15 protein-coding genes are annotated in these 13,919 nt (G+C 46.5%); 3 read left to right on the top strand and 12 right to left on the bottom strand.

The window, feature by feature from the left end; translation table 11 throughout:
• Position 1 precedes the first annotated feature (1 nt).
• The 12 genes from ICV39_RS03265 to gatC all read right to left on the bottom strand — a co-directional run bounded on the left by ICV39_RS03265 (position 2) and on the right by gatC (position 11,336).
• On the bottom strand, positions 2 to 1,321 hold the full coding sequence (locus ICV39_RS03265; RefSeq protein WP_251372720.1) for an MFS transporter: 1,320 nt from the start codon (positions 1,319 to 1,321) through the stop codon (positions 2 to 4).
• Positions 1,322 to 1,334: 13 nt separating this feature from the next.
• A complete protein-coding gene (gene metW, locus ICV39_RS03260) occupies positions 1,335 to 1,928 on the bottom strand; it encodes a methionine biosynthesis protein MetW (protein WP_215390459.1) in 594 nt (197 codons plus the stop codon).
• Entirely contained in the window at positions 1,925 to 3,064 is a 1,140-nt protein-coding gene (locus ICV39_RS03255; protein WP_215390458.1) for a homoserine O-acetyltransferase, read from the bottom strand. The genes metW and ICV39_RS03255 overlap by 4 nt, the downstream gene beginning before the upstream one ends.
• Positions 3,061 to 3,711, bottom strand: a complete 651-nt coding sequence (gene slmA / locus ICV39_RS03250; protein WP_215390457.1) for a nucleoid occlusion factor SlmA — start codon at positions 3,709 to 3,711, stop codon at positions 3,061 to 3,063. The genes ICV39_RS03255 and slmA overlap by 4 nt, the downstream gene beginning before the upstream one ends.
• Positions 3,712 to 3,721: 10 nt before the next feature.
• Entirely contained in the window at positions 3,722 to 4,624 is a 903-nt protein-coding gene (gene argB, locus ICV39_RS03245) for an acetylglutamate kinase (RefSeq protein WP_215390456.1), read from the bottom strand.
• Positions 4,625 to 4,636: 12 nt separating this feature from the next.
• Positions 4,637 to 5,014, bottom strand: a complete 378-nt coding sequence (dksA, locus tag ICV39_RS03240) for an RNA polymerase-binding protein DksA (RefSeq protein ID WP_215390852.1) — start codon at positions 5,012 to 5,014, stop codon at positions 4,637 to 4,639.
• A gap of 232 nt (positions 5,015 to 5,246) precedes the next feature.
• Complete coding sequence (locus ICV39_RS03235; RefSeq protein ID WP_215390455.1) at positions 5,247 to 6,308, bottom strand: GTP-binding protein; 1,062 nt, start codon at positions 6,306 to 6,308, stop codon at positions 5,247 to 5,249.
• 70 nt (positions 6,309 to 6,378) lie between these two features.
• Positions 6,379 to 7,383 carry a tyrosine recombinase XerC gene (locus ICV39_RS03230; protein ID WP_215390454.1) on the bottom strand — a complete coding sequence of 335 codons (1,005 nt, stop codon included), beginning with the start codon at positions 7,381 to 7,383 and terminating at the stop codon, positions 6,379 to 6,381.
• Positions 7,364 to 8,038, bottom strand: coding sequence for a DUF484 family protein (locus ICV39_RS03225; RefSeq protein WP_215390453.1), 675 nt, complete (start codon positions 8,036 to 8,038; stop codon positions 7,364 to 7,366). Before ICV39_RS03225 ends, ICV39_RS03230 begins: the two co-directional genes overlap by 20 nt.
• Positions 8,039 to 8,059: 21 nt before the next feature.
• The gene (gene gatB / locus ICV39_RS03220) at positions 8,060 to 9,529 is read right to left on the bottom strand and encodes an Asp-tRNA(Asn)/Glu-tRNA(Gln) amidotransferase subunit GatB (RefSeq protein ID WP_215390851.1); all 1,470 of its coding nucleotides are present in this window, start codon (positions 9,527 to 9,529) and stop codon (positions 8,060 to 8,062) included.
• Positions 9,529 to 11,046 carry an Asp-tRNA(Asn)/Glu-tRNA(Gln) amidotransferase subunit GatA gene (gene gatA / locus ICV39_RS03215; protein WP_215390452.1) on the bottom strand — a complete coding sequence of 506 codons (1,518 nt, stop codon included), beginning with the start codon at positions 11,044 to 11,046 and terminating at the stop codon, positions 9,529 to 9,531. The genes gatB and gatA overlap by 1 nt, the downstream gene beginning before the upstream one ends.
• Positions 11,043 to 11,336 carry an Asp-tRNA(Asn)/Glu-tRNA(Gln) amidotransferase subunit GatC gene (gene gatC / locus ICV39_RS03210; RefSeq protein ID WP_215390451.1) on the bottom strand — a complete coding sequence of 98 codons (294 nt, stop codon included), beginning with the start codon at positions 11,334 to 11,336 and terminating at the stop codon, positions 11,043 to 11,045. The genes gatA and gatC overlap by 4 nt, the downstream gene beginning before the upstream one ends.
• A 61-nt stretch (positions 11,337 to 11,397) precedes the next feature.
• Between gatC and ICV39_RS03205 the strand changes: the two genes are divergently transcribed.
• Genes ICV39_RS03205 through mreD form a run of 3 tightly spaced genes read left to right on the top strand, consistent with a single transcriptional unit; the run spans position 11,398 to position 13,916 of the window.
• Positions 11,398 to 12,441: a rod shape-determining protein gene (locus ICV39_RS03205; protein ID WP_068319852.1), complete on the top strand. Its 1,044-nt coding sequence runs from the start codon at positions 11,398 to 11,400 to the stop codon at positions 12,439 to 12,441.
• 24 nt (positions 12,442 to 12,465) lie between these two features.
• Positions 12,466 to 13,395 carry a rod shape-determining protein MreC gene (gene mreC / locus ICV39_RS03200; protein ID WP_215390450.1) on the top strand — a complete coding sequence of 310 codons (930 nt, stop codon included), beginning with the start codon at positions 12,466 to 12,468 and terminating at the stop codon, positions 13,393 to 13,395.
• Positions 13,392 to 13,916, top strand: a complete 525-nt coding sequence (gene mreD / locus ICV39_RS03195; RefSeq protein WP_215390449.1) for a rod shape-determining protein MreD — start codon at positions 13,392 to 13,394, stop codon at positions 13,914 to 13,916. Before mreC ends, mreD begins: the two co-directional genes overlap by 4 nt.
• Positions 13,917 to 13,919 lie beyond the last annotated feature (3 nt).

Here is a 13,919-nt window from a genome sequence, read left to right as displayed (position 1 = left end):
GCTATTCGCCTTCTTTTTTGATCTGCACAATTTGAAAATGCATGGTCGCCCAGATCAATACCAATACTGGAAGACCAATGATGGCGGTGCCATAGAAAAACGCTGGATATCCAAAGTGATCAACATAAACGCCGGAAAATCCTGCGAGCCACTTTGGCAACAACAGCATCATCGAACTAAATAAAGCGTACTGTGTTGCCGAGTAACGAATATTTGTAAGAGATGAAAGGAATGCAATAAACGCGGAGCTGGCGATTCCTGAACTCAAGTTATCTGCTGAAATCACCCAAATCAAACCATGCAAATCATGCCCTTGATTAGCAAGCCACGCAAACAAAAGATTGCTTACAGCCGATAACACGGCACCTACAAATAGAATTCTGAGAACGCCGAATCGCAGCGTGAGAACCCCACCCACAAAGGCGCCGACGAGGGTCATCACAACACCAAATACTTTGCTAACTGCCGCAACCTCATCTTTTGTGTAGCCCATATCAACATAAAACGGGTTAGCCATAATGCCCATCACAACATCGCTAATGCGATAAATCGCGATGAGAGACAAAATTAATATGGCATGCCAACGATAGCGACAAATAAATTCTGCAAATGGCTCAATCAAAGTTTGATACAGCCACGCTTTTGCATTGCGCGCTTTAGCTAACTCATAACGAGCAGGCTCTTTACTAAATAAGGTTGTCAAAACCCCAACGCCAATCGATGCTGCCATACACAAATAGGCAAATTGCCAAGCACTAGCGTCATAACCGCTCCCCGTTTCAGCTCTTGCAGCTAACCACAATACGCCGGCACCTGCCCAGATGAGAGCCAAGCGGTAGCCCGTTTGATATGTGGCTGCAAGTGCCGCCTGACGATCACTGTTCGCCGATTCAATTCGAAATGCATCCAAGGCAATATCTTGGGTGGCAGAACCAAATGCCACTAATAAGGCACACCATACGATTGAGTTCAGAGCAAGCTTGGGATCCATTGTGGACATGCCCACCAAACCGAGAATGATTAAGGCTTGCGCCAATATCAACCAACTTCTCCTGCGCCCCAATAGAGCGGTTAAGAATGGAATTTGCACACGATCTACCAGCGGCGCCCACATCCACTTGAATGCGTAAATCAGCCCAACCCAAGTTAAGTAGCCAATTGTGCTGCGATCGATCCCTGCTTCGCGCAACCAAAAACTTAAAGTTCCCAGAATTAGCAAAAGGGGTAAGCCTGCCGAGAAGCCCAAAAATAACATTCTTAGGCAAGGCCATTCGAGATATACCCGAAAGTCTTTTAACCAAGATTGAATGGCGGACAGCACCTTGATGTTTATCTTATGCGCGACAGACGCGGAATAAAGCAAGGCTACCAAACAGATTTGGCATCAATGTCACTTGTCGACCATCATGCAAGATGCATTGATCAATGACTTTAAGCCCAAGACTAGATGCTAATTTTTCAAAATCGGCAACCGTCAATACGCGCACATTTGGGGTGTTGTACCACTGATAAGGCAAGCTCTTTGAGACAGGCATGCGACCAAGTGCAACCGCTAAACGGTGTGACCAGTGACCAAAGTTTGGAAAGGACACAATTGACTCTTTACCAACACGAACAATCTCACGCAAAATCTTTTCAGTTTGATGAATCGTTTGCACGGTCTGAGACAACACAACCGTATCAAAACTATTGTCTTCAAATAGGGCGAGGCCACCCTCTAAGTCTTGCTGGATAACGTTTAAACCCTTTTGCACACAAGCCAGAACTCGCCCGTCATCAATCTCAACACCGTAAGCATGTACCGGTTTTTGCTTTTGTAAGAATTCCAAAAAGCTACCGTCACCGCAACCTAAATCAAGCACCTGGCTGTTAGGCGCGATCCAATTAGCAATCGCAGAAAAATCAGCGCGTTTATTTAAATTAGTCATGGCTGTACCTCGCGCATTTGCTTGAAATACGCCCTCACGAGATTGTGATAACGCTCATCATCTAACAAGAAAGCATCATGCCCATGTGGCGCATCGATTTCAGCATAAGTAACTTCGCTCTTATTGCTGAGCAGCGATTGAACAATCTCACGACTACGATTAGGAGGGAAACGCCAATCTGTTGAAAAACTCACCACCAAAAACTTTGCCTGCACTTCAGCCAAAGCCCGATTGAGACTACCATCAGAGCGGCGCGCAGGATCGAAATAATCAAGAGCGCGGGTAATGAGCAAATAAGTGTTAGCGTCAAAATAGGTAGAGAACTTATCGCCCTGATGACGTAAGTAACTCTCAACCTCAAACTCTACGTCAAAGCTAAAGCGATAGTCCTTTGATTCGCCATGAGGGCGCTGTAATTCGCGACCAAACTTTTCAGCCATATCGTCGTCAGACAAATAAGTAATATGACCAACCATGCGCGCCAAGCGCAAGCCACGCTTAGGTACTACGCCATGTTCATAGTAATTACCGCCATGAAAATCTGGATCAGACAAAATTGCGTTGCGAGCTACTTCATTAAACGCAATATTCTGTGCGCTTAACTTAGGAGTAGAAGCAATCACAATGCAATGATCAAGACGCTTTGGAAACTGAATGGCCCACGCCAATGCTTGCATACCGCCCAAGCTACCACCCATGACTGCTGCAAATTTCCGAATACCTAATTTATCCGCAAGACGAGCTTGAGTATTTACCCAATCCTCAACTGTGACTACCGGGAAATCGGCACCATATGGCTTGCCTGTAGCAGGGTTTAAGCTCATTGGGCCCGTAGACCCAAAACAGGATCCCAAATTATTTACGCCAATGACAAAGAAATGGTCTGTATCGACCGGTTTGCCTGGTCCGATCATGTTGTCCCACCAACCAATGTCTTGAGGATTGTCTGGACTTGGGCCTGCAACATGATGCGAGGCGTTTAAAGCATGGCAAATTAATACTGCATTGCTTTTATCTGCATTGAGCTTGCCATAGGTTTCAATGACTAAGTCATATCCCGATAACATAGCGCCACTTTGCAAAGGCAGCGGCTCGGCAAAGTGAATGGTATTTCTAGAGAGGTGTAGCTCGCTCATTCTGACAATAGCAGACGCAAACTCACATCAGAAGCATCTGTTGGCAGCTTTTTGAAACCACTGCGCGCGAAACGATGCCAGCGGCCCAACACGAAACTCATCAACATTGCTGCGCGGATGCTTACTTCTTCTTGCCCCAACTTTGACCATGTGCCGCCTTGAGTCTGGGCAATACGCAAGGCCTGCTTAAGCGAGGCCTCCACTCGATCTAGCACTTGGGTAATGCGCTCTTGTAAACGATCATCCTCTTGCAAAAGAGCATCTCCCAATAACACGCGTGTCATTCCGGGATTTTTTTCCGCAAAGAACAAGAGCATTTGCAGAATGCCACGCGCTTGCGCTAGGCCTGATTCTTCTTTTTGATTTATTTGATTGATTAAGCCAAAAACAGTTTGCTCAATAAATGAAATCAAGCCCTCGAACATTTGGGCTTTACTTGCAAAGTGTCGATATAAAGCAGCCTCTGATACATCAATCTTCGCCGCTAAAGCCGCCGTTGTAACACGCTCACCCTTTGGGTTTTGCAGCATCTCTGCCAGCACTTGCAGAATCTGCAAACGGCGCTCACCCGGGCGAGGACGCTTGCGCACCTTGCCAGCGTCAGCGCTAGTGCTGTCGATTTCTGCTGACTCTATAGATTCGCGCATTGTCATCTTCTTATCTGGAACGAATCATCGTACCGAAAGCTTGCTCGGTCAAAATTTCTAATAGCAAGGAATGTTCAATGCGACCATCAATAATGTGCACTGAGTTTACGCCGCTCTTAGCCGCATCTAAAGCGGAAGAAATTTTTGGCAACATACCACCTGAAATAGTGCCATCGGCAAATAAGCCGTCAATTTCCCTGGCGGTTAAATCCGTTAGCAATTTGCCATCTTTATCCATTACACCTGGAATATTGGTCATCATCACTAATTTTTCCGCATGCAAAATCTCTGCCATCTTGCCAGCAACTAAATCAGCATTAATGTTGTATGCCTGACCTTCAGCACTAAAGCCAATCGGCGAAATTACTGGAATAAATGCGTCGTCCTGTAAAGCTTTCACAACAGCTGGATTGATTGCCTCAATCTCACCCACAAAACCAATATCCACCTTCTTGCCTGGCTCTGTATCGCTAGGAATCATCATCTTCTTCGCGTGAATCAAACCACCATCCTTGCCGGTTAAGCCAACAGCTTGACCGCCAAAATGGTTAATCAGCATCACGATATCCTGCTGCACCTCACCACCGAGAACCCACTCAACTACTTCCATAGTTTCTTCATCGGTAACGCGCATGCCTTGGATAAACGTTCCAGTCTTGCCAATCTTTTTTAGAGCCTCATCAATTTGTGGGCCGCCGCCATGAACCACTACAGGGTTCATGCCAACCAATTTCAACAAGATCACATCCCGCGCAAAACTTTCCTTGAGTCGCTCCTCGACCATAGCATTCCCACCGTATTTAATAACGATGGTTTTACCGTGATATGCACGAATGTAAGGCAATGCCTCAGCAAGAATCTCTGCCTTTAATAAAGGCGAGATATCACTAATAGATGTCAAATGCTTAGTCATTACAAATAGTATTTATTCGCCAAATAATTTTTGACGGAGTTCGCGACGCTCTTGCGCCTCGAGAGAGAGATTGGCTGTAGGCCTTGCAATTAAACGGTTCAAGCCGATTGGCTCGCCTGTTTCTTCACACCAACCATAGTCACCAGACTCAATTCGTCCAAGTGCTTGCTCAACTTTTTTCAATAACTTGCGCTCGCGATCACGAGTACGTAATTCCAATGCATGCTCTTCTTCAATCGTCGCACGATCAGCAGGATCTGGAACCAAAATGTTTTCACGGAGATGTTCTGTTGTCTCAGATGCATTTTTCAAGATGTCATCTTTTAAAGCCAACAACTTTTGACGGAAAAAATCTAACTGGGCAGCATTCATGTAGTCCTTGTCAGACATCTTGAGCAATTCAGCCTCAGTTAAAGGCGCGCCCTTCACCGCTTTAGTGCTCGTAGCTTTGCTGCTTGCTTTCGCAGTACTTGCAGGTTTTGTTGCTGTTTTTACCGTCATCTCATTCTTTCTTAGATTTGAAGCATTATTGCCTCATTCTGCCAAACTTTTGTTGCTGCTAGCCAATATTCTTCAAGCCTTCACAATCTTGGCCGTGGCGGCGGATTGTACCCGAATCCGACTAGACCAAACAGCCTTCAAGCCCAGCCAGTAGGGTGTCCTTAGGCAAATCAATGCCTATGAAGACCATACGGGTTTGTTTGGGCTCAGATCCCCAGGGACCAGCCAAATCGCTACCCATCATCTGATGCACCCCCTGAAAAACCACTTTTCGGCCACTTCCTTTGACATAAAGCACGCCCTTGTAACGCAGCATCTTCTCGCCAAAGACCTCCAAAATGCCCCCCAAAAAATCTTCCAATTTTTTGTGATCAAAGGGTTTATCACTACGAAAAACGAAGGACTGAATGCGATCTGTATGTCCCGCATGACCATGATGATGGTCATGGCTATGATCGTGCCCGCAAGTACTGTGATCGTGATCATGTGAGTGGTCATGACCGCAGTGAGCATGATCGTGATCATCCTGCTCTAAGAAATGAGGATCAATATCTAACTTCGCATTTAAATTGAAACCCTTGAGATCTAAAACGGCATTTAATGGAACCACGCCTTTAGAAATTGCGCTGATGGGCGCCCTCGGATTCATGTGCATTAAACGGCTACGCAAAGCTTCAACTTCAGCCGCCGATACTAAATCTGTTTTCGTAATAAATATTTGATCCGCGAAACCCACTTGACGCTGAGCTTCCTCATGCTCAGTCAGTTGCTGCTGGCCATGCTTAGCGTCCACCAAAGTCACTACGGCATCAAGCACATAGTGATCCGCAACATCATCATCCATAAAGAAAGTTTGCGCTACAGGCCCCGGATTAGCCACCCCCGTGGTCTCAATGACAACACGATCAAAATGAATTTTTTTATCTTTTCGCTGTTCCCATAAAGCATTTAATGCTTCAACCAAGTCGCCACGAATGGTGCAACAAATACAGCCATTACTCATTTGCACAATATTCTCTTCATGGTCTTGAACCAGAATATCGTTATCGATATTTTCTTCGCCAAACTCATTCTCAATCACTGCAATTTTTTTACCGTGATCTTCAGTCAGAATGTGTTTTAACAAAGTAGTTTTGCCGCTTCCTAAAAAGCCCGTCAATATGGTTACTGGAATTAATGCCATGAATGATCCAATCAAAATCTAGAGATGTTGCGTTCCCAAATTCGGGAAACCTACTATCTTACCGAGTTCCTCAAGCTTTGCCAGCCTTAGCGCGCGGATGCGCTTTATCGTATGCCTGCGCTAGATGCTGGAAATCTAGAGAGGTGTATATCTGGGTGCTGGCAATGCTGGCATGCCCCAACATTTCTTGCACGGCACGCAAATCCTGCGAGGACTGCAACACATGGCTGGCAAAACTGTGGCGCATCATATGCGGATGCACATGGGTAGGCAAACCTGCGCGAATCGCCAAAGTTCGCAAACGCGCCTGTACTGTTCGCGGCGATAAACGCTTGCCATTTGCCGACAAAAATAAGGCGATGGATTCAGTATTTGCATTCGCACTTGCATCCCGAATGCTTCTCCATTCCATTAAAGATTTCATCGCGGGAGCGCCAACGGGAACAGAGCGTCTTTTGCCACCCTTACCTAAAACAGTCACTTCCGCTGCATCCCAATCCAACCATCCTGCGGATTCATGCTGACGATCTTTGCTCTGCATAACATCAATGCCTAGAAGCTCGGATAAACGCAACCCAGAGGAATACAGCAAATCAACAATCGCAGCATCCCGAATCGACTCTAAATCCTTTTTCTCATCCGCCTCTTTTACAGCCTGGTTCACCAAGGCAAGAGCTTGCTCAACCGAGAGAGCTTTAGGCAAGGACTTAAGGCGCTTTGGCGCCTTCACATCATCCACGGGATTGGCTGCTAACTGCGCACTGACTTTGCCCGTCTGTGCATCACGTCGTGCATTTTTTTCTGTCAGCCAGTCATACCATCCACGCCAAGCAGATAAAGCACGCGCGATAGTTCTAGATGACTTTTCTTTGGAATGCAAACGTCCAGCCCAACGACGCACATGGGCATTTGTTACCTTCAATAAATCAACTGAATCATCTTGTGCAAAGTTTTGTAAATCACTCAAGTCCATGCCGTACGCTTTGAGCGTATGTGCGGAGAGTTGACGCAATACATGAAGCTCATGCAAATAGTCTTGCATGAGTGGATGAAGATCAGCTGGCTTTAATTTCATAAGCCTGGATACGATCCAAAGCTGCCGCTGTAAGCTCTGCAATTTGCCTTAAATAGAAGGCGCCCATGTCGGCAGTAAACCGAGTCTCATCTTTACTAGCCAACAAAAGAACTGCTGGCGATTGATTCGCGCCAATACTCTTACCAAGCGGTAGACCGATGGCCACCATGCTTTGCCATTCAGGATCAATCGAGGTTTGGCTGGCGAGTAAATCCACGCTGGCAGCAGCCAATTCCTTAGCAGAGCCACACAAGGGTGTATCCACCCAAGGGCCAAATGCTGAATTAGGTGATAACAATTGCGCAGCCTCAACCTCAAAAACGTCTGCCAAACCAGTAGTAATTGCTGCTTCAACATCAGCCTTATTGTTTGCCTTCATTAAGCGCAATAACCAAGCGACCAAACTTTGTTGCGTTTTGTCATTGCGACTACCAAAGTGCAGCATCTCGCTTAAGCGTCGATTGAGCTCTTGGTTTTGTGTGCGCAAAACTGTCATCTGACGCTCTTGTAAAGAGATGGCGCGATCTTCGTGCGGGTGCTTGACCCGAATCTCGTTAAACAGATTGGCATAACGCTCAAAGAAACCCGGGGTTGCACGCAACCACTCGGCAACCAACTCTTCTTGCTCAGCCTGTTTTGGATCTATCGCACTCATGTATCTCTTTCTTAACTCTTTTTAGCTCAGCTTTTTGCGCAGCAGTTCATTTACTTGGCCAGGATTGGCTTTGCCCTGAGAGGCTTTCATAATCTGGCCCACTAATGCATTAAAGGCCTTCTCTTTTCCAGAGCGGAACTCTTCAACCGACTTTTGATTAGCGGCAAGCACCTGATCAATGATGGCCTCTAATGCACCACTATCGCTGATTTGCTTCAACCCTTTTGCATCAATAATTTGATCAACTGTGTTGATTGATTTACCTGCAATCGCATCATCCCAAAGCGTCGCAAAAATATCTTTTGCAATCTTGTTCGAAATCGTGCCATCGGCAACTCGAGTCAGCAGGGGCGCCAAATGTTCTGCCTTTAATGGTGCATCGGCAATCGCAATTCCTGCACGATTAATTGAGGAAGCAAGCTCTCCAGCAATTAAGTTTGCAGCCGCTTTAGCCAAAGGTTTGCCAACAATGGCCAACAACTCTTCAAAGACTTTAGCAGTATCACGATCTTGACTTAACAGCTGTACATCGTAGGCGCTAAGCCCATAATCCGCCTGCCATTGCGCACGCAGATCAGCAGGCAATGCGGGCATCGTACTACGCACCTTAGCAATCCATGCGTCATCGATTACCACTGGCAATAAATCAGGGTCTGGGAAATAGCGGTAATCATTCGCATCTTCTTTACTACGCATGCTGCGAGTTTCGCCACGATCGGGATCGTATAGACGGGTTTCCTGAACCACAGTACCGCCATCTTCAATCAATTCAATTTGACGACGTACTTCATATTGAATTGCCTCTTCCAAGAAACGGAAAGAGTTCAAGTTTTTAATCTCACAACGTGTGCCAAACTCAATCTGACCTTTTGGACGCACAGATACATTGGCATCACAACGGAAAGACCCTTCTTGCATATTCCCGTCGCAAACACCTAACCAGACCACCAGGCCGTGCAAGGCTTTGGCATATGCCACTGCCTCGGCAGCACTTCGCATCACTGGCTCGGTCACAATCTCTAAAAGAGGTGTACCAGCACGATTGAGGTCGATTCCACTGGAAGGCTCACCATGCGGCCCAATAAAGCCTTCTTCGTGAACCGATTTGCCCGCATCTTCTTCCATATGAGCGCGAGTAAGTTCAACGACCTTAACTTCATCGCCCACCAGAATTTCAATCTTCCCACCGACCACGACTGGAATCTCAAATTGACTAATTTGATAACCCTTGGGTAAATCAGGATAAAAATAATTCTTACGGGCAAAAATACTTGCCGGTGAGATCTTCGCGCCTACGGCCAAACCAAAACGAATAGCATGTTCAACAGCTTCGCGATTGAGAACTGGCAGCACACCCGGCAAAGCCAAATCCACGGCACATGCTTGTGTATTCGGAGCAGCGCCAAAACGAGTGCTGGCGCCACTAAAAATTTTTGATTGCGTATGTAATTGCGCGTGTGTTTCTAAACCAATAATGACTTCCCACTGCATCATGCCACCTCGCTTGCTTGACGCAAATGCCAATCACTGGCCTGCTGATATTGATGCGCGATTTGCAACAAACGCGCCTCAGAAAAATAATTGCCGATCAACTGCATACCAATTGGTAAATTATTTGCATTAAATCCACAGGGGGTACTCATTGCAGGTAAGCCCGCAAGGTTAGTCGAAAGCGTATAAATATCTTCCAGATACATTTGCACAGGATCTTTTGACTTCTCACCCAAACGCCAAGCCACATCAGGCGCTACTGGCCCCAAGATGACATCACACTCTTTAAATGCCTCTTGAAAATCCGAGGCAATAATGCGACGAATTTTTTGTGCTTGTAAATAATATGCGTCGTAGTAACCATGACAAAGAACATAAGTTCCAATCATGATCCGACGTCTCACTTCCGCACCAAATCCCTCGGTGCGAGACTTTTGATACATATCACCAAGATCTTTGTATTCACTTGCACGATGGCCATAACGAACACCATCGAAGCGACTCAAATTGCTAGACGCTTCCGCTGGTGCTAACACGTAATACACCGGTATCGATAATTTGGTTTTTGGCAAACTGACTTCAACTAATTTAGCCCCCAAACTTTCCAACAGTTTTGCGGCTTCGTTTACTGACTTTGCAACATCTGCAGATAAGCCCTCAGCAAAAAACTCTTTTGGCAAACCCACCCTCAAACCTTCTAAAGGTTTTGCAGGATTTACATTTCCCTCTTGCCAAACTTGATTGAGATAACGACCATAGTCTTCGCCTGAATCAGACAAAGAAGTGGAATCACGTGGATCGTGCGAAGACATGGCTGTTAGCAACAAAGCACAATCTTCCGCCGTTTTACCCATCGGACCAGCTTGATCCAAAGAAGAGGCATAGGCAATCATGCCGTAGCGAGAAACGCGCCCATACGTGGGCTTAATTCCCGTTAGGCCACAAAATGCGGCGGGCTGACGAATAGACCCACCGGTATCTGTGCCTGTGGCTATCGGCGCCAAGCCTGCAGCAACAGCAGCAGCTGATCCCCCAGAGGAGCCACCCGCAACACAGGATGCATTCCAAGGGTTCAGTGCAGGGCCAAAGGCTGAGTTCTCATTCGATGAACCCATCGCAAACTCATCCATATTCGTTTTGCCCAGGCAAACCATGCCAGCGCCATTCGGATTATTCGCATCTGGAATTCCTAGATTGGCAACCACAGTTGCGTCGAAAGGGCTTTGGTAGCCAGCCAAGATTTTGGAGGCTGCAGTGGTCTTCCACCCACGAGTTACAAAGACGTCCTTATGCGCAACTGGGATGCCAGTCAATTTGCCTGCTTTACCAGCAGAAATGAGTGAGTCTGCTTTATTTGCTTGCTCTAAGCTTAAGTGAGCATTCACATCAATGAATGCATTCCACCTTTTTTCAGCCTCAATACGGTCTAAAAAGTACTGGGTCAGTTCTTTGCTGGACACTTCTTTTGCGGCCAGCGCTTTTGCCATTAAGGCAACGGAAATGTTATGCCAGCTCATTCGATCACCTTTGGAACCAAGAAGTAGCCATCTTGCTGAGCGGGTGCGGATTGCATGTTTTCGGCACGCTGATCAGACTCAGTTACCTGGTCAGTACGCAATGGCTGAGCCAATTCACGCAAAAACAAAATGGGGTGAGCAAGCGGTTCAAGACCCTCAGTATTAACAGCCTGCATTTCCTCAACAAGGGAAAAAACAGCCTGCAATTGGGGCAAAACAGCCTCGGCTTCTGCTTGGCTTAACTCAAGCCTAGAAAGGTGCGCAATGCGCTGAACATCATCAAGTTTCATGGGGCGCTAGAGTATCATTCCTATATATTTTCATTAACACTTTCTATTTTCCCACTACATCATGTTTGGTTTTTTCCGCAGCTACTTTTCTAACGACCTAGCCATCGACCTTGGCACCGCCAACACCTTGATTTATATGCGTGAGCGGGGAATTGTCCTCGATGAGCCATCTGTCGTAGCCATCCGTCAAGAGGGTGGCCCAAACGGCAAAAAAACGATTTTGGCCGTTGGTAAAGAGGCAAAAGCGATGTTAGGTCGCGTCCCGGGAAATATTGAGGCAATTCGTCCTATGAAAGATGGTGTTATTGCTGACTTCACCATCACAGAACAAATGCTCAAGCAATTCATCAAGCTTGTGCATGAAAGCAAACTGTTAAAACCAAGTCCACGCATCATCATTTGCGTTCCTTGTGGATCAACTCAAGTTGAACGTCGTGCGATTCGCGAATCTGCATTAGGCGCTGGCGCTTCACAAGTATTCTTGATTGAAGAACCTATGGCTGCTGCAATTGGTTCTGGCTTACCAGTTTCTGAAGCTGCTGGATCGATGGTTGTCGATATCGGTGGCGGTACAACCGAAGTTGGCGTCATGTCATTGGGTGGCATGGTTTACAAAGGATCGGTACGCGTAGGTGGAGATAAGTTTGATGAAGCCATCACTAATTACATTCGCCGCAACTATGGAATGTTGATTGGCGAGCAAACTGCTGAGCTCATTAAGAAAACAATTGGCTCCGCTTTCCCTGGCGCAGAAGTTCGGGAAATGGAAGTAAAAGGTCGCAATCTTTCAGAAGGCATTCCACGCAGCTTTACTGTTACCAGCAATGAAATTCTCGAGGCATTAACCGATCCATTGAATCAAATTGTGACCGCAGTTAAAGCCGCCTTGGAACAAATTCCACCAGAGTTGGCATCGGACATTGCCGAACGCGGCATGATGCTCACAGGCGGCGGCGCCTTATTGCGCGACCTAGATCGCCTCTTGTTGGAAGAGACTGGCTTACCGATTCATGTGGCTGAAGATCCATTAACTTGCGTTGCTCGTGGTTGCGGTATCGCACTTGAGCGCATGGATAAATTGGGCGGCGTGTTCTCACACGAATAAACGACATACTCGTCGACCAAGGAATTGCAACATAGCGCTCCACCACTTTTCAGACAGGGCATTCCGGCCTTACTCAAACTGACTGTCTGTCTGTCAATCAGCATCGCTCTGATGCTGATTGATTTTCGTTTTAAAGCACTAGATCCCATTCGCAATTATGCAAATTGGGTTTTGCGTCCACTTGAATACATCATGATGACGCCACGCAATGCGTTTGAAGCTACGTCAGAATATTTCACAACGCGCTCCACTTTAGATAAAGAAAATCAGGCAATGAAGGCCCGTCAAGCTGAGCTTTCATTATTGGCCAATCAATCTGAATTTTTAATGATTGAAAATCAGAATTTGCGCGAGTTAATGGCACTGCAAAAACAGGTTCCATTTAAAACTTTGCCTGTTGAAATTTTGTTTAATCCGCCCAATCCCATTTCACAAAGAATTGTGATTAATCGAGGCAGCAATGACGGCTTAAAACTGGGCAACCCAATAGCTAATGACGCCGGCATTCTTGGTCAAGTAGTAAGACTTTATGAGCGATCTGCAGAGGTATCCCTGCTGGAGGATCGGGACTTTGCAGTTCCAGTCCAGGTGGCTCGCAATGGCCTCAGAGCAGCTGTTTTTGGTGCTGGACGTGGCAACCCTCTCGAATTACGCTATCTCCCCGTAGCAAGCGACCTAGAAGTAGGCGATGTCTTGCTGACCTCTGGCATTGATGGGGTTTATCCCCCTGGGTTTGCGGTTGCCGTCATTAGCAAAATTGAACGTAATGTGGATAAAAATTCTTCTAACGTATTTTGCGAACCGGTGGCAGCAGTAAATCGCTATCGCCAAGCCTTAGCCCTTCTATACGACCCTCAATTTGACGCAAAAGCGCCCAGCAACAACAAGTCCACTTCCGGAACCCAAAGCAATACCCCCGGTCGTCGTCAAACTCGCGCGCGAGGCATGCAATGATTGATTTTCAAAGCGGCTATATCTTGCGTCCGGTTAATCCGGTATTTATCTATTTCAGCTTATTTTGCGCACTGCTGCTGAATCTTTTACCCATCGGAAATTATGGATGGGTGCCTGATTGGTTAATCATCTGCATTGTGTTTTGGAATATTCACCAACATCGTTACGTTGGAGTTATTTGGGCATTCATTCTTGGCTTACTCATGGATGTTCACAATTCCGATCTACTGGGATTGCATGCATTTAGTTACTCTTTGGTTGCGTACATTGCGATCTCTTGGCATCGACGGATTGTCGCTTTAACTGTTTTATCGCAGGCTCTACATCTCATACCGATATTTTTATTGGTATCTCTTTTTCCCGTTTTAGCCCACTGGCTACTTAGTGGAGAGCTTTACTGGTGGGCCTTAACGGGCACTATTCAAGCCTTAATAGAAGCGGCACTTTGGCCGTTTGCGACACGCATTTTATTGGCGCCCCAACGTCGCCCAATAGACGTTGATCACAATCGTCCGCTTTAAGAA

The sequence above is a fragment of the Polynucleobacter sp. MWH-UH25E genome (assembly GCF_018687095.1).
Classification (GTDB): domain Bacteria; phylum Pseudomonadota; class Gammaproteobacteria; order Burkholderiales; family Burkholderiaceae; genus Polynucleobacter.
Note: the sequence above shows the minus strand (reverse complement) of the source record. Positions and strands in the feature narration are given on the sequence as shown.

Coding starts and splice junctions, on each gene's coding strand:
- metW (WP_215390459.1), bottom strand. CDS start 1,928: ATGACTAATTTAAATAAACGCGCTGATTTTTCTGCGATTGCTAATTGG.
- ICV39_RS03255 (WP_215390458.1), bottom strand. CDS start 3,064: ATGAGCGAGCTACACCTCTCTAGAAATACCATTCACTTTGCCGAGCCG.
- slmA (WP_215390457.1), bottom strand. CDS start 3,711: ATGCGCGAATCTATAGAGTCAGCAGAAATCGACAGCACTAGCGCTGAC.
- argB (WP_215390456.1), bottom strand. CDS start 4,624: ATGACTAAGCATTTGACATCTATTAGTGATATCTCGCCTTTATTAAAG.
- dksA (WP_215390852.1), bottom strand. CDS start 5,014: ATGTCTGACAAGGACTACATGAATGCTGCCCAGTTAGATTTTTTCCGT.
- ICV39_RS03235 (WP_215390455.1), bottom strand. CDS start 6,308: ATGGCATTAATTCCAGTAACCATATTGACGGGCTTTTTAGGAAGCGGC.
- ICV39_RS03230 (WP_215390454.1), bottom strand. CDS start 7,383: ATGAAATTAAAGCCAGCTGATCTTCATCCACTCATGCAAGACTATTTG.
- ICV39_RS03225 (WP_215390453.1), bottom strand. CDS start 8,038: ATGAGTGCGATAGATCCAAAACAGGCTGAGCAAGAAGAGTTGGTTGCC.
- gatB (WP_215390851.1), bottom strand. CDS start 9,529: ATGCAGTGGGAAGTCATTATTGGTTTAGAAACACACGCGCAATTACAT.
- gatA (WP_215390452.1), bottom strand. CDS start 11,046: ATGAGCTGGCATAACATTTCCGTTGCCTTAATGGCAAAAGCGCTGGCC.
- gatC (WP_215390451.1), bottom strand. CDS start 11,336: ATGAAACTTGATGATGTTCAGCGCATTGCGCACCTTTCTAGGCTTGAG.
- ICV39_RS03205 (WP_068319852.1), top strand. CDS start 11,398: ATGTTTGGTTTTTTCCGCAGCTACTTTTCTAACGACCTAGCCATCGAC.
- mreD (WP_215390449.1), top strand. CDS start 13,392: ATGATTGATTTTCAAAGCGGCTATATCTTGCGTCCGGTTAATCCGGTA.